Origin of the sequence: Nocardia sp. NPDC050412 (assembly GCF_044458825.1) — a bacterium.
In the GTDB taxonomy this organism is placed as follows: domain Bacteria; phylum Actinomycetota; class Actinomycetes; order Mycobacteriales; family Mycobacteriaceae; genus Nocardia.
On sequence record NZ_JBITIJ010000018.1, the window covers coordinates 41,086 to 64,213 of the forward strand.

Here is a 23,128-nt window from a genome sequence, read left to right on the forward strand (position 1 = left end):
GGCTGGCGCTAGTGTCGTTGACATGGCTCAGCCCGACGCAGCGCCCGGTGAGGTGACACCCCTCGGTGTCTGGCCCGGAACCGCCTACCCACTGGGCGCGACCTACGACGGCGCAGGCACTAATTTCTCGGTGTTCTCCGAAGTTGCCGACGCGGTCGAGTTGTGCCTTATCGCCAGGGACGGCACCGAAACCAGAGTGCCACTGGAAGAGGTCGACACCTACGTCTGGCACGCCTATCTCCCGACCATCGGACCGGGCCAGCGCTATGGGTTCCGGGTGCACGGACCCTACGATCCCGAGCACGGATTGCGCTGCGATCCAAGCAAATTGCTGCTCGATCCCTACGGCAAGGCCTTCGACGGCGAATTCGACAACGACTCCTCGCTCTACACCTACGGCCAGGATTCGCTGGGGCACACCATGACCGGCGTGGTGATCAACCCGTTCTTCGATTGGGGCGCCGACCGTCCACCGAATCGGCCCTACCACGAAACGGTCATCTACGAGGCGCACGTCAAGGGCATGACGATGACCCACCCGGATATTCCGGAGGAATTGCGCGGCACCTACGCCGGGATCGCGCATCCGGCAATCGTGGAACACCTGAAAGAACTCGGCATCACCGCGATCGAGCTGATGCCGGTGCACCAATTCCTGCACGACCGTGTCCTTTTGGATCAGGGCCTGCGAAACTACTGGGGCTACAACAGCTTCGGCTATCTCGCCCCGCACAACGAATACGCGGCCAGCCCGCGCGGCGGCGCCGCGGTCACCGAATTCAAGGCCATGGTGCGGGCATTGCATGCCGAGGGCATCGAGGTGATCCTCGATGTCGTCTACAACCACACCGGCGAGGGCAATCACCTCGGGCCGACCCTGGCCTTCCGCGGTATCGACAATGCCGCCTACTATCGCCTGGTCGACGAGGACCCATCGCACTACATGGACTACACCGGCACCGGTAACAGCCTGAACGTTCGCCATCCGCATACGCTGCAGCTGATCATGGACTCGCTGCGGTACTGGATCCTGGATATGCACGTCGACGGCTTCCGCTTCGACCTTGCCGCCACGCTGGCCCGGGAACTGCACGATGTCGACCGGCTCTCCACCTTCTTCGATCTGGTGCAACAGGATCCGGTGGTCAGCCAGGTGAAGCTCATCGCAGAGCCGTGGGATGTCGGCGAGGGCGGCTACCAGGTCGGCAACTTCCCGGGCCAGTGGACCGAATGGAATGGCAAGTACCGCGACACAGTTCGCGACTACTGGCGCGGTGAACCCGCCACCCTCGGCGAATTCGCCTCCCGGCTCACCGGATCCTCGGATCTGTACGAGGCCACCGGGCGCAGGCCGAGCGCGAGTATCAACTTCATCACCGCCCACGACGGCTTCACACTGCGGGATCTGGTGTCCTACAACGAGAAACACAACCAAGCCAATGGCGAGGGCAATCGCGACGGCGAGAGCTACAACCGCTCCTGGAACTGCGGGGTGGAGGGCCCCACCGACGATCCGGAGATACTCGCGTTGCGCGCCAAACAGAGTCGAAATCTGCTGGCCACGCTGGTGCTGAGTCAGGGCACACCGATGCTCGCGCACGGCGACGAAATGGGCCGCACCCAACAGGGCAATAACAATGTCTACTGCCAGGATTCACCGCTTGCCTGGATGGATTGGTCGCTGATGCAGACGAATTCGGACCTGTTCGAATTCACCAAGCGGGTGATCGCACTGCGCACCGAGCACCCGATATTCCGACGCCGCCGCTTCCTTGCGGGCCGGCCGATCCGGTCGAAAGATCATGCCCGCGATATCGCGTGGCTCACCCCGGCAGGTGAGGAAATGACCCCCGCGGACTGGGACAGCGGTTTCGGCAAGTCGCTGACGGTATATCTCAACGGCCTCGGCATCAACGAACCCGGTCCACGCGGCGAACGCATTACCGACGATTCGTTCCTGCTGTGCTTCAACGCCCACGACAGCGGCCTGGACTTCGCGCTGCCGAACTCCGACTACGGCGCGCAATGGGCTGTCGCACTGGATTGTTCGGTACCCGACGGTCGCGCCGATGCCACCTACCCGGCGGCGAGCACCATCGCCATCCCCGCCCGCTGTCTGCTCGTCCTCCACTGCCCCGTATAACCGAAACCGCCAATGATCGAGACGCCAAAGATCGAGACGCACAAGTCCGATATGCAGACCCACCACACCGATCCCATCTCCCGCGGCCGCACTCCCGCCCGACAGACAACGATCCGCAGCACCTACCGACTCCAGCTGCGCCCCGACGTGTTGACCTTCACCGATGCCCGAGCGATCGCGGAATACCTACAGCAGCTGGGGATTTCGCATCTGTACCTGTCGCCGATCCTCACCGCGACGGTCGGTTCGACGCACGGATACGACGTCACCGATCCCACCACGGTTTCGGCGGGACTCGGCGGTCCGGCCGGACTCAAGGCGCTCGCGGACGAAGTGCGCAGCCGCGGTATGGGTTTGATCGTCGATTTGGTCCCCAACCACGTCGGCGTGGCCGATCCTCGGCAGAACCCGTGGTGGTGGGATGTGCTGCGCAACGGTCGCGAATCGCAGTTCGCGCATTTCTTCGATATCGACTGGAGTGCGGGCAATGGCGCGGGCGGTCGGCTGGCGCTGCCGGTGCTGCAGAGCGAAAATGATCCGGCCGCACTGACGGTGGACCGGTCCGGTTCGGAACCGATGCTGGCACTACACGATCTGCGCTTCCCCATCGCGGCGGGCACCGACGGCGACAATGCGCTTCGCATCCACGATAAACAGCACTACCGGCTGGTCAGCTGGAAGGCGGGGTTGTGCACCTACCGGCGATTCTTCGCGGTCGGCAGCCTGGCCGCCGTGCGCCAGGAGGATCCCGAGGTCTTCGAGATCACCCACCGCGAGCTGGCCGCATGGTGCGAACACGATCTGATCGACGGCGTCCGGGTCGACCATCCGGACGGATTGTCCTATCCCACCGCGTATTTGACGAAGCTGCGTCGGCTCATCGGCCCGCACCGGCTACTACTTGTGGAAAAGATCCTCGCCAATCGCGAACCATTGGATGCGACACTGCCGGTCGACGGCACCACCGGTTACGACGCACTGTCCGACTACGGCGGCGTACTGATCGACCCGGACGGCGAACAGGCGCTGACCGAACTGTCGCGCAAGCTCGCCGGGCACGGCAGCGACCGCGCCTGGATCGGTGAGACCGAACACCGCATCAAACGCGCGGTGGCGGAGAACATTCTGGCCCCCGAGATCCGGCGCCTGGTCGCCGCGATCAAACGCGACGCGCATGCCGAAAGCTTCGACACCATGGCATTGACCAATGCCACCATCGAGGTGCTGGCATTCATGCCGGTGTACCGGGTGGATTACGCACCGTTGGCCGGTATGACCGGCGCGGTGGTCGCCGAGGTGGAAAAGCGCAATAGCGAACTGACGGTGCCGCTGAGCGTGCTGGTGGCAGCGTTGGCATCCGACGGCGAGGCGGCCGTTCGATTCAGTCAGGTCTGCGGTGCGATCACCGCCAAAGCCGTCGAGGACACCATGTTCTATCAGGCGGCGCGGCTGGTATCACTGCAGGAGGTGGGCGGCAATCCGGCCCGATTCGGCCACTCGCTCAACGAATTCCATCTCTCCAATAGCGAACGCGCGCAACGCTGGCCCGCCACCATGACCACACTGTCGACACACGACACCAAGCGCGGCGAGGATGTGCGGGCCCGGATCGGGGTGCTGTCCCAAGCCGCGGAGACCTGGGCGCGTGCCGTCGAGTCCTGGCAGGAGATCAACCCCGGTCCCGACGGTGCGACAACATTGTTCCTGTTGCAGAACATGTTCGGCGTCTGGCCCGCCGACGGCCGCCCGGCCTCCTCGGTGGCGGGACTGCGCGAGCGACTGCATCTGTTCGCCGAGAAGGCGATTCGCGAGGCCGGTGTCCATACCTCCTGGGAGGAACCGGATGCCGAATTCGAGACGAAGGTGCACGGATGGTTGGATGCGGTGATCGACGGGCCGGTCGGTTCTGAAATCGGTGATCTGGTGCACGAACTCGCACCGCACGCCTGGTCGGATTCGCTGTCACAGAAGCTGCTGCAGCTGTGTGGACCCGGCATTCCCGATATCTATCAGGGCTGCGAGCTGTGGGAGGACACGCTCGTCGATCCGGACAACCGCCGCCCGGTGGACTTCGCGGTCCGCGCGGGACTGCTGCAATCACTAACCGGCACACCGGCGCTGGATACCACCGGCGCGGCGAAGATGTGGATTGTCGCCTATGCGCTGTGGTTGCGCCGCGAACGTCCGGACTGTTTCGTCGGCGGCACCTACCTGCCCCTGTTCGCCACGGGCGAGCAGGAGAGCAGACTGGTCGCCTATGCGCGCGGCCGGGCCGGTGAGACGCCCGAGGTGATCGTGGCCGCCACCCGGCACAGCCTCGGCCTGGCCGAAACCGGGTGGGCCGATACCACTTTGGAACTGCCGCAGGGCAACTGGACCGACCGGCTGACCGGCCACACCTTCCAGGGCCGGGCCCGATTGGAAAAGCTGTTCGCCCGGCTGCCGGTGGCGCTACTGGTGCGCTGAGGGCTCCTCCGGTGTAATGGCCGTTACCGTGCCGGTCTTCTCGATCAGCGTCTCGGGCACCATGCCGTCGTTGTCCTTCAGCCAGCGCCGGAGATTCACGGGTCGGTAGTCGGTGGCGTCGTGCACGGTGGAGGCCAGGCGCACGCCGCGGTCCCCGTCGGTGTACAGCCGCCGCCAGGAGTCCCAGTAGAACCGCGGGTTGCGCGGCCGGCGAATGGTGCGCAGCACATTGAGGATTCGGTATCCGATGCTGAGCGAGCGATGCAGTTCCATATGCTTCGGACCCGAGGCAGCACATCGCTGGGACAGCCCATCCAGCCGGTCGCGGTCGAAGACGAGCCCGACCGCCTCGGCCTGTTCGACCATCCAGCGCAGCGTGATATCGGAGAGTCCGCATTCCTTGTAGCCGCCGCCGATATCGCTGTGCACGCCCTCGAACCAGACCTGCTTCACCCGGTCGTAGTCGTGGGAGTACTTCACATCCGGCTCGATCGGCACCTCCCAGAGGCACGGTTCGAAATTGCGCCGCCGCTCATCAAGCGCAAGTGCATGCCGCGCGCAGTAGACATTGCGTCCGAGCTTCACATCGTGGAACCGGTGCCGCAGCGACGTCAGTCCGGGCACGCCGAGTGCGCCCACAGTATCGAAGACCCCGATGAAGTCGATCTTGGCCGGAGCGTCCCAGCAGTTCTGCTTGCGGAAGTCGATCCACTCCTGCGGCTCCTTGGGATCCGGATCCTCCGGGGTCCGCTGCGGCGCGGGCTGATGGTGAATCCGCAAGGCATCCGGATACTTTCCCTCGATCATGGCATCGGGCGTCATGATCCCGATGCGCCCGATCAGACCGGCCAGGCTACGCGCGGTGAACGCACCGCGACTGAAACCGAAGATGTAGATCTCATCCCCCGGTTGCCAGTTCAGTGCCAGATGCCAGTACGCCGAGGACAGATTCGCCTCGAGGCCGAGTCCGAACGCACCACCCATCAGGCGGTCAGCCAGGAAGCCGCGGGCGCCCGGCCCGGATACATAGCTGACCCACTGCTGGACCGGCTCCCCCGACCTTCCCGGCGCCTCGTACCGGATCGTCTGCGCGATCTTGATGATATTCGATACCGTGCTGCTGGATTCGGCCTTCCAGGTGCCGTCGCAGCAGACCACCAGTCGTTTCATGAGTGAATCCTCCCCGCCGATTACCGTCGAAACCTGCGTACTCGACTACCCGAATCATCGGGGCGTCCGCGGGGGATGTTAATGAAAATGTTGTCTTTCAACGCAAAGGCCCGCGCCGAACGGGATTTTCGTGGCACCACCCGGTGTCCGATCCGTTTCCATCGAAGCATCGACGAAACGGGTGTCGGTCACTCGGGTTCGCTCGGCGGCTACGGTGAGCAAATGCTCTACGGAAGAGAAGTCGAACAAGCTCGGATCGATCGGCTTCTCGAGGCGGCTCGTGCGGGCCGCAGCGGCGCGCTCGTGGTGCGCGGGGAGCCGGGGATCGGGAAGACGGCGCTGTTGGATTATGCGGCGGCGCAGGGGATTCCGGCGGTCCGCAGTGCTGGAATCGAGTCCGAGGCGGAGTTGCCATTCGCGGGACTGCACCTGCTTATCAAGCCCGGGATGGCGCTGGTGGACGGGTTGCCCACACCGCAGCGCGATGCGCTGCGCGGGGCGTTCGGTCTGGCGCAGCATGATCCGGCGGATCGGATGTTGATCGGTTTGGCGGTGCTGTCACTGCTGGCCGAGGAGGCGGCCGAGGGACCGCTGCTGTGTTTGATCGATGACGCGCACTGGTTGGATCGGGCGACGGCGGAGACGCTGCTGTTCGCGGCGCGGCGGCTCGATGCCGAGGGCGTGGTGATCATCTTCGCGACGCGCACCGGCGAGCAGGATTTTCCCGCGCCCGGCCTGCCCGAACTCGCGCTGACCGGCTTGGCGCAGGAGTCGGCGGCCGCGCTGGTGGACAGTCGCGGTCCGGATATTTCGCCCGCCATCCGGTACCGGTTGCTTGCCGAAGCGGGTGGCAATCCGCTCGCGCTGTTGGAGCTACCCGCGGTACTGGCGGCCGAGGGAACCGACTCCAGCGGGCCGAATCCACTGCCGCTGACGCAGCGGCTCCAGGTGGCATTTCACGGCCAAGTGTCCAGGCTGCCCGCGGCCACCCGGACATTGCTCCTGATTGCCGCCGCAGCGGGCACCAACGACCTCACCACGGTGCTGCGCGCCGCCGACGAACTCGGGGTGCGACTGCCGGACTTGCAACCTGCCGCGGATGCCGGATTGGTCGGTAGTGATGGCGTGAGCGTAAATTTCCGGCACCCCCTGCTGCGCTCGGCCGTCTACCAGGGTGCGCCACTGACGCAGCGGCTCGCGGCGCACGCCACCCTCGCCGCCGCACTGACCGAACCCGAGAATACCGACCTGCGCGCCTGGCATCTGGCCTCGGCGGCGACCGGACCGGATGAGACCGCCGCCGCAGCGCTCGAGGACACGGCCGATCGCGCGCGGCGGCGCAGCGGCTATTCCGGTGCCGTGGCCGCCTACGAGCGCGCCGCGGGTTTGAGTACCGACGCGTTCGCCCGCGTCCGGCGGCTGGTGGCGGCCGCCGAAACCGCGAGTGAGGCGGGACAATTGGAACGTGCGCGCCGACTGGCCGACCGCGCGGCCGGTTTGAGTACCGACCGAATGCTCGGGGCCCGACTGGATCTGGTTCGCGCCACCGCGGAATTCGGTGCGGGCAAACCACTCTCGGCGCACCAACTGTTACTCGCGGGAGCCGATTCGGTGCGCACCGACGATCCGGCGCGCGCAGCGCGCGTCCTCATGCAGGCAGTGCACACGGCCTGGTACCTGGGCGCACCGGAACTCGCGGAGATTGCCGCGCATATCAACGCATTGGACCTGCCCGAGGCCGAACCGATGACAGCTGTCGCCGGCTACACGGTCGCGGGCATCGACGGCCGATTCACCATCGACTTGCGCGACGCGGCCGCCGCCGCCCGCCGCAACGGTGCCGACAGCCCGCGCGATCTGGTGCAGATGTGCGGCGTCGGCCTGGTCGTCGGGCAGGACGAGCAGGCCGCGGAACTGGCGCAGACCCTCATTGCCGAATGCCGCGACCAGGGTCGCATCGCACTCCTGCCGACCCTGCTGTTCTTCCGCGCCGAGACCGAACTATTCCTCGGCCGACCACGCGAGGGTCGCATCGCCGCGCTCGAAGGGCTGCGGATCGCCGAGGATATCGGGCAGCAGCATTGGATCAGCCAGATGTCGAGCTACCTCGCCTATCTGGCGGCATTGGAGGGGCGAAAACCGGATTGCCGAGAGTTGGTCGACCGTGCCCTCGCCGAAGAACTCGGTGGTGCGGCCGCGCCCGGCGCACCATGGACGGTGGCGGCGCTCGGCGTGCTCGATCTCGGGCTCGGCAAGGTCGATAGTGCCCTGTCCCGACTGGAACTGCTGACCGTGGAACCCGCCCGCCACCACGTGATCGGTCTGCGCGCCTTACCTGACCTGATCGAGGCAGCGGTGCGCATGGGCAGCCCGGAGCGAGCGGGTGATGCACTGGACCGGCTTCGCGACTGGGCCACGGCCTCGCAACAGGAGTGGGTCGGCGCGCTCGTCGAGCGCTGTCTGGCATTGACCGGCCCGGAAGCCGAGGCGGAGGGACACTTTCAAGCCGCCCTCGTACTCGGCGGACGTCCCTTCGAACAGGCCAGAACCCAATTGCTTTTCGGTGAATGGCTACGCCGCAACCGTCGAAAGTCCGAGGCGCGCACCCAACTTCAGCCCGCCGTGGAAACCTTCGACCGCCTCGACGCCACCCCCTGGGCCGACCGCACCCGCACCGAACTCGCCGCCCTCGGCATCGGCACCACAAGCCGCCCCACCACCGGCGTCCTCGCCCGGCTCACCCCGCAAGAACTCCAGATCGTCCGCCTCGCCGCCCAGGGCATGTCCAACCGCGACATCGCCGCCCAACTCTTCCTCAGCCCCCGCACCGTAAGCCACCACCTCTACAAGGCCTACCCCAAACTCGGCGTCCTCTCCCGCACCGAACTCCCCGCCCTCCCCCTCGACGTCGCCTGAGTCTCGATCAAGATCAGGTGGCACTGGGGGCAGTGGCTACTCGGGCGATGCCGCCCCGGATTCCACCTGATCTTGAAGCGGGCGTCGGCGGAGCTACGCTCGGCGGCGCGCGGCGACTTGGCCGACGACCCAGCGGCCGGTTCCAACTCCTGCGGCAACCAGGACCGCTACCTGGAGCGACCCGGTGATCAGCGCGAGGACAAGGCAGATGACCACGGCGAGGGCGATCGCCTCGAGTTTGTACATCGGCCACGCGCTGCCAGCGATATCTATCACCGTGCGGCGGGCCTGAAGGGGGACCACTGCCATGCGGTCAGGTTACACGGATAGAGAAGTTCGGGCTACCTAACATTTGAGCGGGAACAGAGGTGGGCTCCGCGGTGTTGCGGTTGTCATGCCATTGACAGGTGAGTACGCACCGAGCACATCCGATTGGGCCCGTGAGCAGGCCGAGCTGATCGAGAATTCCGGCGGCACCGAGGGCCTGACCCTGCAGGGCAAGCCCGTCATCGTCCTGACCACCAAGGGCGCGAAGACCGGGCTACTGCGCAAGACCGCGCTCATGCGGGTCGAGCACGACGGCGAATACGCGGTCGTCGCCTCGCTGGGCGGCGCGCCGAAGCATCCCGTCTGGTACTGGAACATCAAGGCCGAGCCGCATGTCGAGCTGCGTGACGGCGCCGTGAACAAGGACTACACCGCGCGCGAGGTCTTCGGCGAGGAGAAGGCGCTGTGGTGGGAGCGGGCAGTCGCGGTCTGGCCCGATTACGCGAATTACCAGACCAAGACCTCCCGCGAGATTCCGGTTTTCGTCCTGACCTCGCAGTAGCTCCGGCCGGGAAACCGCTCGTCCGACGCCCACCCGACGCGTCCACCCGACGCGGCGGGTGGCACCATATTCCAAGTGTCCAATCCGCTTGAGCTTCTCGACGACCAGTCCACATCTCGTCCCGCGCTGACCGCGGACGAGATCGATGCCGCCGCCAAGCGAATTGCCGACATTATCGAGCCCACCCCGCTGCAGCACAGTCCCCGGCTTTCCGCGCTGACCGGGGCGCAGGTCTACCTCAAGCGCGAAGACCTCACCGCCGTGCGTTCCTACAAGCTGCGCGGCGCCTACAACCTGATCGTGCAGCTCACCGATTCCGAGCGGGCCGCGGGCGTGGTCGCGGCCAGCGCCGGTAATCACGCCCAGGGCGTAGCCTTCGCCTGCAATGCGATGGGCATCAAGGGCCGCATCTTCGTACCGACCACCACGCCGAAGCAGAAGCGCGACCGCATCCGGGTGCACGGCGGCGAGTTCGTCGAGCTGATCGCGGTCGGGGAAACCTATGACGCCGCCGCGGCCGCCGCCGCCGAGGATGTCGAGCGCACCGGCGCGACCATGGTGCCGCCGTTCGACGATCCGCGGACCGCGGCGGGACAGGGCACCATCGCGCCCGAATTCCTGGAACAGCTCGGCGGTCGGACTCCCGATCTGGTGGTGATCCCGGTCGGCGGCGGGGGTTGTCTGGCGGGCATCGGCACCTACCTGCGCGAGCGCTCGCCGAGCACCGGCATCCTCGGTGTGGAACCGGCGGGCGCGGCCTCCATGACCGCCGCGCTGGTAGCGGGCGGCCCGGTGACGCTGCCGGAGATCGATCCGTTCGTCGACGGCGCCGCGGTGCGCCGGATCGGTCAGCTGCCGTATACCGCGGTCGCCGGATTCGGCGGCCGGGTGGTCTCGCACGGTTCGCTGCCGCTGCTGATGGCGACCGAATCACCAAGGGGCGCGGGCGCTTTCCGCATGATGCAGGTCGACGAGGGCGCGATCTGCACCACCATGCTCGAGCTGTACCAGAACGAGGGCATCATCGCCGAACCCGCGGGCGCGTTGTCGGCGACGGCGCTGGCCGAAATCGCGATCGAACCCGGTTCGACGGTGGTGTGCCTGGTGTCCGGCGGCAATAACGATGTGTCCCGCTATGGCGAGATCATCGAGCGCTCATTGGTGCACCGCGGTCTGAAGCACTACTTCCTGGTGGACTTCCCGCAGGAGCCGGGCGCATTGCGACGCTTCCTCAACGAGGTGCTCGGTCCCGATGACGACATCACCCTGTTCGAATACGTCAAGCGCAATAACCGGGAAACCGGTGCCGCGCTGGTCGGTATCGAACTCGGTGCGCCGGAGGGGCTCAGCTCGCTGCTACAGCGGATGGAAGAGTCGCCGATCCAGTGCGAGCGGTTGGAACCCGATTCCCCGGCCTACCGCTACCTCACCTGAGCGCCACTCCGATCCGAACCGGCCGCGCAGACACTGTCCGCGCGGCCGGTCCGTGCAGAATTCCAGCTACCGGCCAATATCCGGAACCCTCGAACGACCGCCGGAATCGCCACACAGGCAGAATCACAGTGCCGAGAGAATCGTCAGTGCCAGCCGCCGAGATCCCCGGCGCTGGCACTTGCTGGCGGATCGTGGATTACGCGGCTTCAGGCGTCTCGATCATGGGAGCCGTCCGGCGGGTCGCGCGTAGGCCCGTCATGACCATCGGCAATAGCCAACCGGCCGCGGCCTGGTCGAAGCTCAGCTGCGCGGCCGAGAGGCGGTTGTGCACGAATCCGACGGATAGGCCGAGGCGGGGTTCGGCCCAGCCGAAGGAACCGCCGAGGCCGATATGACCGAAGCCGCCGTGTGCACCGGGCATCGGCAGGGAGTGGTAACCGAGGCGCCAGAGCATGGGGGCGTAGAACAGCGCGCGGTCGAGCCGGTAGGTCCGAATTCGACTGAGCGCCTTGATGGTTCGCGGTGTCAGGTACGGCACGCCGCCCGCCATACCGCCATTGGCCAGCGCGCCGTACATGGTGGCCAGGGCGGGTGCGGTGCAGACACCGTTGCCCGCACCGAGTTCGGTATCGAGAATTCGCGGGAGTTCGCCCTCCAGGATGGTCTCCAATCCGGGCAGGAACAGGCACCGCGCCGCAGCCCCGAGCGCACCCGGCAAACCATAACTGCGACCCAAAACCCTTGTGCTGACCGGCTTTCCGATCAGGCTGAGCTGAGAGCCCGCCAGCGGCGCATAGACGGTCGACGATTGCGCGGACGGCTTGCCCAGATGCAGGCCGTCGATGCCGAGCGGTTCGGCGACCTCGGTGCGAAACAGCTCCGCCATCCCCTGTCCGGTAATGGCGCGGGCCAATCCGGCCAGCAGCCAACCGAAGGTCAGTGCGTGATAGGCAGGGGTGCCGAGCAGACGATCGGGTTTCGCGGCGGCGAGACGCTGCTCCATCAGCTGGTGGTCGAGCACATCCTCGAGTCCGGCCGCGATCGGATTGAGGCCACCGAGTCCGGCGCTATGCGTCATCACCTGACGAATGGTGATATCGCCCTTGCCGTTCTGGCCGAACTCCGGCCAGTACTCCGCCATCGGCGCTTCATAGTCGAGCAGACCACGATCGGCCAGCCGGTGGATGACCGTCGCGGTGATGCCCTTGGTGGCGGAGAAGATGATCGCGCCGGTGTCCTGGCTCCAAGGCTTGTCACCCGCGCTCCCGGTCCAGATATCGACCAGCGGCTCACCGTGCAGATGTACGGCCAACGCGCCGCCCGCCCCCCGGCGGTACCCGAAGACCTTCGCGAATGCGCGTACCAATGGTGCGAATTCGGCGGCGGCGCTGCCACCCATCCCATCGGGGAGATTCGCTAGGTCCCCGGGTGAAGCCACGTTGCTCATATTCCAAAGGTAATGGCGCTGGTCACACTCGGCAATGTTGTGTCTCGGACAGTTACATTCAGCGGGTTTTCGGCAATCGCGATCCGAGCTGGGGTTCGGCTACGCGCCCGCGAGTATCACGAACGAATGGCCCGGTATCTCCGTCGTGGAAACGCCTTCGGTCGCGGGTTCCCACGACAGCAGCGAAAGACCAACGATAGGCACGCTGACCTGCTCTTCGGAGAGATTGCACAGCAAAGTCAGCGGGCCCCGGCGCACCGCGATCCAGCGGGCATGCTCGTCATAGTCAACAGATACACGCGTGAGCCACGGGTCCGTTATTTCGGCCCGCTCACGTCGCAAACCGATCAGCTTTCTATAACAGGACAGTAGCCGTATGTGGCGAGCATGTTCGAGTTCGGACCAATCCAGCTTGGACCGGAGGAAGGTTTCAGGGTCCTGCGGGTCCGGAACCTCATCACTGTCCCAGCCGTGTTCGGCGAATTCGTTCTTACGGCCGGTGGCGGTGGCGGCCGCGATCACCGGATCGGTATGCGAGGTGAAGAACTGGAACGGGGTGCGCGCACCCCACTCCTCCCCCATGAACAGCATGGGCGTGTATGCCGAAAACAGCACCAACGCGGCCTTGATCGCCAACTGTCCGTCGCTCAGGTAGGCGCTGGGACGGTCACCGATCGCCCGATTGCCGATCTGATCATGGGTGCAGGTGTAGGCGAGCAACGCGCTCGCCGGGACGAGTCGCGTGTCGATCGGACGGCCGTGGATGCGGCCGCGGAAGCTGGAATACGTTCCGGCGTGGAAGAATCCGCGCGTCAGTGTCTGGGCAAGACAGCGCAGCGAACCGAAATCGGCGTAGTAGCCCTGCTGTTCACCGGATACCGCGGTGTGCACCGCGTGATGCAGGTCGTCGTTCCATTGGCCGGTAAGGCCGTAACCACCCGCCGCACGCGGGGTGATGAGCCGCGGATCGTTGAGGTCGCTCTCCGCGATCAACGTCAGCGGTCTACGCAGATGTGCGGCAAGGGATTCGGTGTCGGTGGCGAGTTCGGCGAGCAGATGGGTGGCGGTGCGATCGACGAGTGCGTGCACGGCATCCAGGCGCAGTGCGTCGATATGGAAATCGCGCAACCAGCGCAAAGCGTTCTCGATTATGAAACGACGCACCGGGTCCGAGGCGGGGCCATCGAGATTGAGGCTCTGACCCCAGGTATTGCGGCCTTCGGTGAGATAGGGCGCGAAGCGGGGCAGATAGTTGCCGGAAGGGCCGAGATGGTTGTAGACGACATCAAGGGCGACCGCCAAACCCTTTGCATGGCAGGCATTCACGAAGCGCTGCAAACCATCGGGCCCGCCGTAGGGCTCGTGCACCGCATACCAGAGCACGCCGTCGTAACCCCAATTGTGGCTGCCGTCGAAGGCATTGACCGGCATCAACTCGACCATGGTGACGCCGAGTTCGACCAGGTGGTCGAGGCGCTCGACGGCGGCGTCGAAGCTGCCCTCGGGTGTGAAGGTGCCCAGATGCAGTTCGTAGATGATCGCACCCGCCAACGGGCGACCGTTCCAGTCCGCATCGGTCCACCCGGCGGGATCGAGGGCGTGCACCGCCGAGCGGCCGTGCACGCCGTCGGGCTGCCGAGCCGAGCGCGGATCGGGCAGGACGGTCGGGTCGTCGTCGAGCAGGTAGCCGTACCGCGTGCCTGGCACGGCGAGCACTTCGGCCCGCCACCAACCGTCGCCGGACCGCGTCATCGGATGCACGGCGCCATCGACCTCGATACGCACCCGTTCCGGTCGCGGGGCCCACACCTCGAACAAGGTCACCGAGCCAGCATCGCATGTCGCCGGTCATGCGGCCCGTCGACATCGGAACGCGCCCTTTCGACCAGCTGACCATTGCCTGCGGCGCGCGGACCCTGACAGAGTGAGTGGATGGGCATCTATAACGATCAGGTCGTGCCGCGACTGGTGAATCTGGTCTGCGGGGCCAAGATGAACAATCCGCAGCGGGAGCGCGCCTGCGCCGGGCTGCACGGGCGCGTGCTGGAAATCGGCTTCGGATCGGGGCTGAATATCCCCTTCTATCCGGCCGCCGTCGAGTCGGTCAGCGCCGTGGAGCCCGCCGACCTCGGCTGGCGCCTGGCGGATAAGCGGCTGACCGGGGCCACCGTGCCGATCGAACGCGCCGGGCTCGACGGTCAGTCGCTGCCCTTCGCAGATAACAGCTTCGACTCCACACTCTCGACCTGGACGATGTGCACCATTCCGGATATCGCGGCCGCGCTGGCCGAGGTGCGCAGGGTGCTCGTCCCGGGCGGGACCCTGCATTTCGTCGAACACGGGCTTGCGCCGGATCCGGGCGTCCAGGCGTGGCAGCACCGGTTGAATCCGATCGAGAAGGCGATCGCGGGCGGATGCAATCTCGATCGCAATATCCGCGGCACCGTCGAGAGCGCGGGATTCGAGATCCGCGAGCTCGACGAGTTCTACGCGGACGGACCCAAGTTTCTCGCGGCCCTTTCGCTCGGAGTCGCGATCTCGCCGTAGCCCAGCCATATTGGACCAGTTAGTTCAAAACGTGCTAGCGTCAACCCATGGCACGACCTAAGGCATTCGACGAGGACCGGGCGGTGGACGCGGCCATGCGGGCGTTCTGGTCCGCGGGCTACGAGGGCACCTCAACCCAAGACCTCTGCGATGCAACAGGTTTGGGCCGCAGCAGTATCTACAACACCTTCACCAGTAAGCACGAGCTGTTCGACCGGGCACTGCGGCGGTACATGAATAGCAAGAACGCCTCGATCTTCGAAGTGCTCGACGGCGACCTGCCCGCGCGGGCGAAGATCCAGACGCTATTGCGTCAGACCATCGACGCACCGGCCGACGACCCCGTCGGCTGCCTGGTGGTCAACTCGACGGTCGAGTTGGCACCGCGCGATCCAGCCGTGGCGGCGACATTGCGCGCCGACCTGGAGCGCAGGCTCGACGCACTGACCGCGGTTATCCGGGCAGGTCAGCGGTCCGGCGAGATCGATGCGGGCAAAGATGCTCGCACGCTAGCCCATTTCGTGATCACCACGATCAGCGGTATGCGCGTCGCGGCGCGCGGCGGAGCCGATAAGGACACCCTGGAGGCCATCGCCACAACCGCATTGCGCGTGCTCTGAGACCAACCTCGGCCACCACCAAGATTCACAGGTCTTGCGAGGTGGCCGCCCCACTAGCGCCACCGCTGCAACGGATTCCGTTCGCACGAACATGGGCAAGACCACCGGTGTGTCCGGCACGCCGACGCAGGCGCCGCATTCCTTTGTCAATATTTTGAACTGATCAATCCAAAATACGAGAGGGCCCCATGCCATTCGCCGTCTACATACTCGGGCTATCGATATTCGCCCAGGGCACCTCGGAGCTGATGCTCTCCGGCCTGCTCACCCAAATGGCCGCCGACCTCGGCGTCTCCATCCCCCAAGCGGGCCTGCTGATCTCGGCATTCGCACTGGGCATGCTGGTGGGCGCGCCAGCGCTAGCCGTAATCACCCTGCGCTGGCCACGCCGCACCGCACTGCTGACCTTCCTCGGGGTGTTCATCGCCGCGCATGTGGTGGCCGCGCTGACCCCGGGCTACTGGGTGCTCTTCGCAACCAGGGTGGTCGGCGCATTCGTCTACGCCGGATTCTGGGCGGTCGCCGCGACCACGGCGCTGAGCCTGGTAGCGGAGAACGCGCGCGGTCGGGCAATGAGTATTGTCGCGGGCGGGCTGACCGTGGCCAATATCGTCGGGCTCCCGGCGGGTACGGTGATCGGCCAGCATCTGGGCTGGCGGGCCGCATTCTGGGCGGTGGCCGTGCTGTCGGCGCTTGCCATGGCCGGGGTAGCGGCCAAGATTCCCGGCGGACGTCCCGCCGAGGTGCCGAACCTGCGCCGCGAACTGCGAACCATGATCAATCCGCGCCTCTGGCTGTCCTACAGCACAACCGCACTCTCGACCGGCGCGCAATTGGTGACCTTCGCCTACCTCGGCGCACTCCTGTCCCGCACCACCGCAATCGCGGAGAGCTGGATTCCCTTGGTACTCACGCTGTACGGCATCGGCGCGCTGATCGGCATCACCGTCGGCGGCCGGACCGCGGATGCCCATCCGTTCCGCGTACTGACCATCGGCATGATCGGGTTGATCATCATCTCGGCAGTGCTGGCGCTGACCGCGACCATGCCCGCACCGGTCGTAATCCTCGTATTCCTATTGGGCGCCTTCGGATTCGCCACGAATCCGGCACTGAACACCCGAGTATTCGCATTGGCCGGGGCTGCACCCACCCTCGCGACCGCGGTCAACTTCTCCGCATTCAATGTCGGCATCACCATCGGCCCATGGCTCGGCGGCCTGGCCATCGGCAGCGGCCTCGGCTACCCCTCGATCGCCTGGATCGGCGCTGCCCTCGCCGTCGCGGCACTGGCCACCGTCACTTGGGCGGCGGCTCTACACCGCCGGGGCCAGCAGGTCGACACCATCGGACCAGCGGATCGGGCAACGGCCGAGCTTACCGTCTGAAACGCATAACCCCAGGTGGAAATCATCGCCTGAATCGGGCGCGGTCCGCGCGGTGCGGCACGGGCCACCGTTGGTTGGGCGGCCGCGCTACACCGCCGGACCCAGCGGGTCGGGACGGTCAGCCCGGTGGATTGCGCCATGATCGGGCTCACGGTCTGAATACGCACCATCGCAACGCTTCTCGATCGGACCCCGCCGACAGTGAATATCGCGCGGACTGCTCGTCGCCGCAACTGCCCGAACCCGTGCGCGGGTTCGGGCAGTTAAGCGTTTCGCCCGGTCCCGGTGGACTACTCGTACCCGCGCACCGTCTTCGCGTCCCGCCCAGATTCGCGCCGAAAACACGCACGGATCTCCGAAATGCGGCGGCCGCTGGCGGCCTCGCCGATGCTGCGGACGGTGCGGCCGTCGAGGAGGGGCGGCACCGTCGAGGAGGGGCGGCACCGTCGAGGAGGGGCGGCACCGTCGAGAAGGGGCGGCACCGTCGAGAAGGGGCGGCCGCCACACGAAACGTGCGCGTAGCCGCCGCAATCGCCGACGCTACCGATTCAGACGAACTGCGTCAGCCCGCGAGGCAGCCCGGACCGAGTAAGGCCTTCAGGTCGCCCATCAGGGCCGAGGACGGTGAAACCCGCAGGCTGTCATCCAATTTCCACAGTGACGTGTTGTCGCGTGCGCCCACGTGGCGGACGTGGACGTCCGCAGTGCCCGGATGCCTGGACAGGATGCGCTTGAGTTCGCCGATCTTGTCCTGTGTGCACAGGCGCGTCGGCATGACAACCGCCAGCGGCTTGGCCACACCGATCGAGGAGAGGTCGGGGACGGCGAGATCATTGGCGATCAAGGAGATTCGGTCATCACGTACCGATACTCTGGCCTTCACCAGCACGACCGCGTCCTCCACCACATCCGCGCCGTACACCGAATAGGCCTGCGGGAAGAACAAGACCTCGATACCACCGGTCAGATCCTCGATCTGCGCCGAGGCCCAGGCCAGGCCGTTCTTATTGATGCGGCGGTTGACCGAGGCGAGGATGCCGCCGATGGTCACCTGGGCGCCATCCTTGATATCGCCCTCGAGAATGGCGGGAATAGCCGTATCCGCCTGTGCCGCAAGCACATGTTCGACGCCGTTGAGTGGATGTCCGGACACGTACAGGCCTAGCATTTCCCGCTCGAGCGCCAGTTTGTGCTTGGTCTCCCACTCGTCATCGGGCACCTTGACGTTGAAGATCGAGGCCACCGATTCGTCGCCGTCATCGAGCCCCCCGAACAGATCGAACTGGCCGATCGCCTCGGCCTTCTTGGTGGACATCACCGCATCGATGGCATCGGAGTGCACCAACAGCAGGCCCTTGCGCGGATGTCCGAGCGAATCGAATCCGCCTGCCTTGATGAGGGATTCGGTGACCTTCTTGGTGCAGGCGATGGCATCGATCTTGTTCAGATAGTCCGAGAAATCGGTGAACTTCGACTTCTCCTTGCGCGCCTGGATGATCGAGGAGACAACATTGGCGCCGACATTGCGCACCGCGCCGAGGCCGAAGCGGATGTCCTTACCCACCGAGGCGAAGTTCATCTCGGATTCGTTGACATCCGGCGGCAGCACGGTGATGCCGAGGCGGCGGCAATCGGACAGGTAGACCGCGGCCTTGTCCTTATCGTCGCCGACGGAGGTGAGCAGGGCCGCCATATATTCGGCGGGATAGTTCGCCTTGAGATATGCGGTCCAGTATGAGATCAGGCCGTAGGCGGCGGCGTGCGATTTGTTGAACGCGTAACCGGCGAACGGAAGGATGGTGTCCCACAGCGCCTTGATGGCCGCCTTGGAATATCCGTTGGCCTGCATGCCCTCCTCGAAGCCCTCGAACTCCGCGGCCAGCACCTCGGCCTTCTTCTTACCCATCGCGCGGCGCAGAATATCTGCTCGACCGAGCGAATAGCCGGCCACTTTCTGCGCGACATGCATGATCTGCTCTTGGTAGACGATCAGGCCGTAGGTCTCACCCAGGATCTCCTTGAGCGGCTCCTCCAGCTCCGGATGGATCGGCTTGACTTCCTGCCGATCGTTCTTGCGGTCGGCGTAGTCGTTGTGCGCGTTCATGCCCATCGGGCCGGGGCGATACAGCGCGCCGACGGCCACGATGTCCTCGAATGCGGTCGGCTGCATGCGGCGCAGCAGATCGCGCATGGGTCCACCATCGAGCTGGAATACGCCGAGAGTTTCGCCGCGGGAAAGCAATTCGTAGGTGCGCGCATCGTCGAGCGGCAACCGGTCCATATCCAAGTCGATGCCGCGGTTGGCCTGGATATTCTCCAGCGCGTCGCCGATCACCGTCAGGTTGCGCAGACCGAGGAAGTCCATCTTCAGCAGGCCGATGGCCTCACACGACGGATAGTCCCAGCCGGTGATGAGCGCACCGTCCTGGGGGCGTTTCCAGACCGGGATCGCGTCGGTGAGCGGATCACAGGACATGATGACCGCGCAAGCGTGCACACCCGCATTGCGGATCAGGCCCTCGAGGCCGCGCGCTGTTTCGTAGATCTTGGCGACATCGGGATTGCTCGCGATGAGTTCGCGAACCTCGGCGGCCTCCTTGTACCGCTCGTGTTCCGGATCGGTGATACCGGATACCGAGATGTCCTTGGCCATGATCGGCGGCGGCAGCGCCTTGGTGATCTGGTCGGCGATGGCGAAGCCGGGCTGACCGAACAGCACACGCGCCGAGTCCTTGATGGCGGCCTTGGTCTTGATGGTGCCGAACGTGATGACCTGGGCGACGCGGTCGGTGCCCCATTTCTCACTCGCGTAGCGGACCATCTCACCGCGGCGGCGATCGTCGAAGTCGATATCGATATCAGGCATCGATACACGCTCGGGATTGAGGAAGCGCTCGAAGAGCAGACCGTGCGGAATCGGGTCGATATTGGTGATACCGAGCGCATAGGCGACCAGCGAACCGGCTGCGGAACCACGGCCGGGACCGACCCGGATGCCGACATCGCGGGCATGATTGATCAGGTCACCGACGACGAGGAAGTAGGCCGGGAAGCCCATCTCCAGGATGACGCCGATCTCGTACTGGGCGCGGTCCAGATATTCCTGGGGCGCACCGTCCGGGAAGCGTCGCCGCAGTCCGAGGTCGACCTCGCGGCGCAGCCAGCTGGCCTGGTCGTGGCCATCGGGCACCGGGAAGATCGGCATCCGGTCGCGGTGCTGCCACACCTCGTCATAGGGCTGCACCCGCTCGGCGATCAGCAGGGTGGAATCGCAGGCGCCGGGCACCTCCATATCCCAGATCGCCCGCATCTCCTCCGCGGACTTCAGGTAGTAGCCGTCGCCGTCGAACTTGAAACGCGTTGGGTCGCTGAGTGTTTTACCGGTCTGGATGCACAGCAGCGCCTCGTGGTTGGTCGAGGCGTCCTTGGTGACGTAGTGGCAGTCATTGGTGGCCAGCGGCCGGATCCCGAGTTTCTTGCCGACCTCGAGCAGCCCCTCGCGGACCCGGCGCTCGATGGACAGGCCGTGGTCCATGATCTCGAGGAAGAAATTGTCCGGTCCGAAGATCTCCTGCCATTTGGCCGCCGCCTCCAGGGCCTCGCGGTCGTGGCCGAGGCGCAGCCGGGTCTGCACCTCACCCGACGGGCAGCCGGTGGTGGCGATGATGCCCGCGGCGTGCTCGGCGATGATCTCCTCGTCCATGCGCGCCCACTTGCCGAGCTGACCTTCCAGGGAGGCGAGTGAGGACAGCTTGAACAGGTTGTGCAGGCCGGTCGCGTTCTCCGCAACCATGGTCATATGGGTGTAGGCGCCGGAACCGGAGACGTCGTCGCCCTTCTGACTGGGATCACCCCATTGCACACGCTTGGTGTCGAATCGAGAACCCGGTGCGATATAGGCCTCGATGCCGATGATCGGCTTGATATCGGCCTTCTTGGCGGAGTTGTAGAACTCCGAGGCCCCGTACATATTGCCGTGGTCGGTCATCCCGACCGCGTTCATTCCCAGCCGTTTCGCCTCGGCGAAGAGCGGAGAGATTTTGGCCGCACCATCGAGCATGGAGTACTCGGTGTGGTTGTGCAGGTGAACGAACGATCCGGACGAGGCGGCCAAGACGGTCCTTCCTCCCAAGGTCTCGACGGGGGTTGGTGTAGCGATTCTAGGGGTCCCCACCGACGAGTTCGGCTTCCCGCGCCGGGCTGTCGCAGGTGCCCGGCGTGTCGGTGGTGAAGATCACCGGCGAGTCCCGCGACCCACTATGCGGCTGTCCGATTTCCGCGACAGTGGGGTGGTCCGCGGATCGCTCGACACTACGCGAGCCATCGATCAAGCGCGCTTGCGCCAGACGAATTTCAAACCGGACCAATCGTTGTCGAGCGCGGCCACCTTCACATCCACGACGCCGATGGGCAACAGCAGTTCGCGCAGATCGTTCTCGGCGATATCGCTGACGTGCCCGCCCGCCTTGCGCGGCCAGGCGATCCACAGCATCGCCCCCTTGGCCAGCCGGGCGGCGAGATCCGATGCCTCGTCGGCGAGTTCGGCATGGGTGCGGTAGAAGGCGAGCACCACCTCGGCCCGATCCGGCTGATCGGCGGCGATTTCCACTTCGGGCGGAAGCTCCGGGATCCGCCAGCCCGGCGCGGCATGCAGGAGCACCACTCGGTGGCCGGCCTTGATGCCGAGTTTCTTGGCCAAAGGGGTTCCGGAGTAGCCCGCCGTCATGGCACGACTGTATGCCGATGGGATTGCCTGGTGGACCTGTTCGTCCGTTCGGACTAGAGGGCGCGCATAGCTCGGCGCGGTCGTCGGCCCCGATCCGCGCGGTCGACCACGCACTCACCGCGGGCAGCGCCATAATCGGGCGATGGTATGGCAGCGGCAGAACCGGACAGCGGGGGTACTGTGACCACCGCCGTTGTCGCGGTCGGTACGGCATGCGTGCTGATCGTCGGCGCGCTACTGGTGTGGTCTCGGACGCGCAGGGTGGTGACCACACCGGCCGAGCGGGCGGTCTACTCGGCGCTGCACACCGCATCGCTGGCCGCGCGGCCGCTGCGCCAGGGGCTCAACGATCGCTCCGCGCAGGAGGCCGCACCGCATCTTCGGATACTCACCGGAGCCGACGCGTTGGGGGTGGCCGACGCGGACGGCACATTGCTGGCTTGGGACGGGCCGCATTCGGATCTGGCCGAGCCCTTCGCCGATGCGGCCAGGCGGGCGGTGGCGACCGAGCGCCCGGTGCTGGTGTCAGGACCGGGTCGCGGCGAACATGCCGGGCGGACGCTGATCGCGCAGCCGCTGCTCATCGAAAACGCCGGGGTGGCAGGTGCTTTGGGGGTGGTAACCACCGGAAAGCCGGAACCAGGACGCCTGGGGGCGGTCGCCGAGGTGGCGCGATATGCCTGCGGACAGCTGGAATTGGCGGAATTGGACGCCTCGCGCGCCCGACTCGATCGGGCCGAGGTGCGCGCGTTGCGGGCCCAGATCAGTCCGCATTTCATCTACAACGCGCTCAATACCGTCGCGTCATTTGTGCGTACCGATCCCGATCGGGCGCGCGAGCTGATCCTGGAGTTCGCCGACTTCACCCGATATTCCTTCCGTGCCGCGGGCGAATTCACGGTGCTCTCGGACGAACTACGCAATATCGAGCGGTATCTGGCGCTGGAGCGCGCTCGGTTCGGTGATGCTTTGCAGGTGCGGTTGCAGATCGCACCGGAAGTGCTCGGCGTCGTACTGCCGTTCCTGGCGCTGCAACCATTGGTGGAGAACGCGGTTCGGCACGGCTTGGCCGGGGCGACACGCGGCGGCACGGTGACCATTGTCGCGGCCGATGCCGGTACCGACTGCGTGATCAGCGTCGAGGACGACGGCATCGGGATGGATCCGGATCTGTTGCGCTCCGGTGCCCTCGACGCCATCGAAACCGGAACCGGCCCGGCGGGCTCCGGCGAATCCGCCCACGTGGGCCTGGCCAATGTCGACGACCGCTTACGTGCCGCCTTCGGCAATGACTACGGTTTGATCGTGGAGACCGCCCCTGGCGCGGGCACCAAGGTCAGCCTCCGCGTGCCCAAATTCCGCGCGGGCATCCAGGCCTGACCACAGGTCACTTCGCACGGCGCACGACTGCGCGCCGCCACGACTGCGCGGTCTCACGGCCG

15 protein-coding genes are annotated in these 23,128 nt (G+C 65.8%); 9 read left to right on the forward strand and 6 right to left on the reverse strand.

All coding sequences use genetic code 11. From position 1 onward, the window contains the following. Positions 1 to 22 precede the first annotated feature (22 nt). Together glgX and treY are read left to right on the forward strand one after the other, a co-directional pair. The gene (gene glgX / locus ACIBI6_RS35070) at positions 23 to 2,143 is read left to right on the forward strand and encodes a glycogen debranching protein GlgX (protein ID WP_396959219.1); all 2,121 of its coding nucleotides are present in this window, start codon (positions 23 to 25) and stop codon (positions 2,141 to 2,143) included. A 51-nt stretch (positions 2,144 to 2,194) separates the two neighbouring features. Further along, positions 2,195 to 4,609 carry a malto-oligosyltrehalose synthase gene (gene treY / locus ACIBI6_RS35075; RefSeq protein WP_396959317.1) on the forward strand — a complete coding sequence of 805 codons (2,415 nt, stop codon included), beginning with the start codon at positions 2,195 to 2,197 and terminating at the stop codon, positions 4,607 to 4,609. Here the strand turns inward: treY and ACIBI6_RS35080 are convergent. Further along, complete coding sequence (locus ACIBI6_RS35080; RefSeq protein ID WP_364353119.1) at positions 4,595 to 5,779, reverse strand: DUF2235 domain-containing protein; 1,185 nt, start codon at positions 5,777 to 5,779, stop codon at positions 4,595 to 4,597. The genes treY and ACIBI6_RS35080 overlap by 15 nt on opposite strands. 81 nt (positions 5,780 to 5,860) lie before the next feature. Between ACIBI6_RS35080 and ACIBI6_RS35085 the strand changes: the two genes are divergently transcribed. Next, positions 5,861 to 8,695 carry an AAA family ATPase gene (locus ACIBI6_RS35085; protein WP_396959221.1) on the forward strand — a complete coding sequence of 945 codons (2,835 nt, stop codon included), beginning with the start codon at positions 5,861 to 5,863 and terminating at the stop codon, positions 8,693 to 8,695. 93 nt (positions 8,696 to 8,788) lie between these two features. On the opposite strand, the gene ACIBI6_RS35090 is transcribed toward ACIBI6_RS35085, so the two are convergent. Beyond that, positions 8,789 to 9,004 (reverse strand): hypothetical protein, encoded by a 216-nt coding sequence (locus ACIBI6_RS35090; protein ID WP_364353125.1) that lies wholly within the window; start codon positions 9,002 to 9,004, stop codon positions 8,789 to 8,791. A gap of 85 nt (positions 9,005 to 9,089) precedes the next feature. Here ACIBI6_RS35090 and ACIBI6_RS35095 point away from each other — a divergent pair, with 85 nt between their 5' ends. Beyond that, positions 9,090 to 9,524 carry a nitroreductase family deazaflavin-dependent oxidoreductase gene (locus ACIBI6_RS35095; RefSeq protein WP_396959223.1) on the forward strand — a complete coding sequence of 145 codons (435 nt, stop codon included), beginning with the start codon at positions 9,090 to 9,092 and terminating at the stop codon, positions 9,522 to 9,524. A 75-nt stretch (positions 9,525 to 9,599) separates the two neighbouring features. Then, positions 9,600 to 10,958, forward strand: coding sequence for a threonine ammonia-lyase IlvA (ilvA, locus tag ACIBI6_RS35100; RefSeq protein WP_396959225.1), 1,359 nt, complete (start codon positions 9,600 to 9,602; stop codon positions 10,956 to 10,958). A gap of 196 nt (positions 10,959 to 11,154) precedes the next feature. Here the strand turns inward: ilvA and ACIBI6_RS35105 are convergent, their stop codons facing one another. After that, on the reverse strand, positions 11,155 to 12,405 hold the full coding sequence (locus tag ACIBI6_RS35105; protein ID WP_364353134.1) for a serine hydrolase: 1,251 nt from the start codon (positions 12,403 to 12,405) through the stop codon (positions 11,155 to 11,157). A 99-nt stretch (positions 12,406 to 12,504) separates the two neighbouring features. After that, entirely contained in the window at positions 12,505 to 14,229 is a 1,725-nt protein-coding gene (gene treZ, locus ACIBI6_RS35110; protein WP_396959228.1) for a malto-oligosyltrehalose trehalohydrolase, read from the reverse strand. 108 nt (positions 14,230 to 14,337) lie between these two features. Here treZ and ACIBI6_RS35115 point away from each other — a divergent pair, with 108 nt between their 5' ends. The 3 genes from ACIBI6_RS35115 (at position 14,338) to ACIBI6_RS35125 (ending at position 16,960) form a co-directional block, all read left to right on the forward strand. Then, on the forward strand, positions 14,338 to 14,952 hold the full coding sequence (locus ACIBI6_RS35115) for a class I SAM-dependent methyltransferase (protein ID WP_364353140.1): 615 nt from the start codon (positions 14,338 to 14,340) through the stop codon (positions 14,950 to 14,952). A gap of 47 nt (positions 14,953 to 14,999) precedes the next feature. Next, positions 15,000 to 15,572 carry a TetR/AcrR family transcriptional regulator gene (locus ACIBI6_RS35120; protein WP_364353143.1) on the forward strand — a complete coding sequence of 191 codons (573 nt, stop codon included), beginning with the start codon at positions 15,000 to 15,002 and terminating at the stop codon, positions 15,570 to 15,572. A 188-nt stretch (positions 15,573 to 15,760) separates the two neighbouring features. Beyond that, positions 15,761 to 16,960: a Cmx/CmrA family chloramphenicol efflux MFS transporter gene (locus ACIBI6_RS35125; protein WP_396959231.1), complete on the forward strand. Its 1,200-nt coding sequence runs from the start codon at positions 15,761 to 15,763 to the stop codon at positions 16,958 to 16,960. A 562-nt stretch (positions 16,961 to 17,522) separates the two neighbouring features. Here ACIBI6_RS35125 and dnaE read toward each other — a convergent pair. Then, positions 17,523 to 21,074: a DNA polymerase III subunit alpha gene (gene dnaE, locus ACIBI6_RS35130; protein ID WP_396959233.1), complete on the reverse strand. Its 3,552-nt coding sequence runs from the start codon at positions 21,072 to 21,074 to the stop codon at positions 17,523 to 17,525. Positions 21,075 to 21,287: 213 nt separating this feature from the next. Then, the gene (locus ACIBI6_RS35135; RefSeq protein ID WP_364353156.1) at positions 21,288 to 21,686 is read right to left on the reverse strand and encodes a DUF3052 family protein; all 399 of its coding nucleotides are present in this window, start codon (positions 21,684 to 21,686) and stop codon (positions 21,288 to 21,290) included. A 180-nt stretch (positions 21,687 to 21,866) separates the two neighbouring features. On the opposite strand from ACIBI6_RS35135, the gene ACIBI6_RS35140 reads away from it, so the two are divergent. Beyond that, on the forward strand, positions 21,867 to 23,066 hold the full coding sequence (locus ACIBI6_RS35140) for a histidine kinase (protein ID WP_396959319.1): 1,200 nt from the start codon (positions 21,867 to 21,869) through the stop codon (positions 23,064 to 23,066). The last annotated feature ends 62 nt before the right edge of the window (positions 23,067 to 23,128 follow it).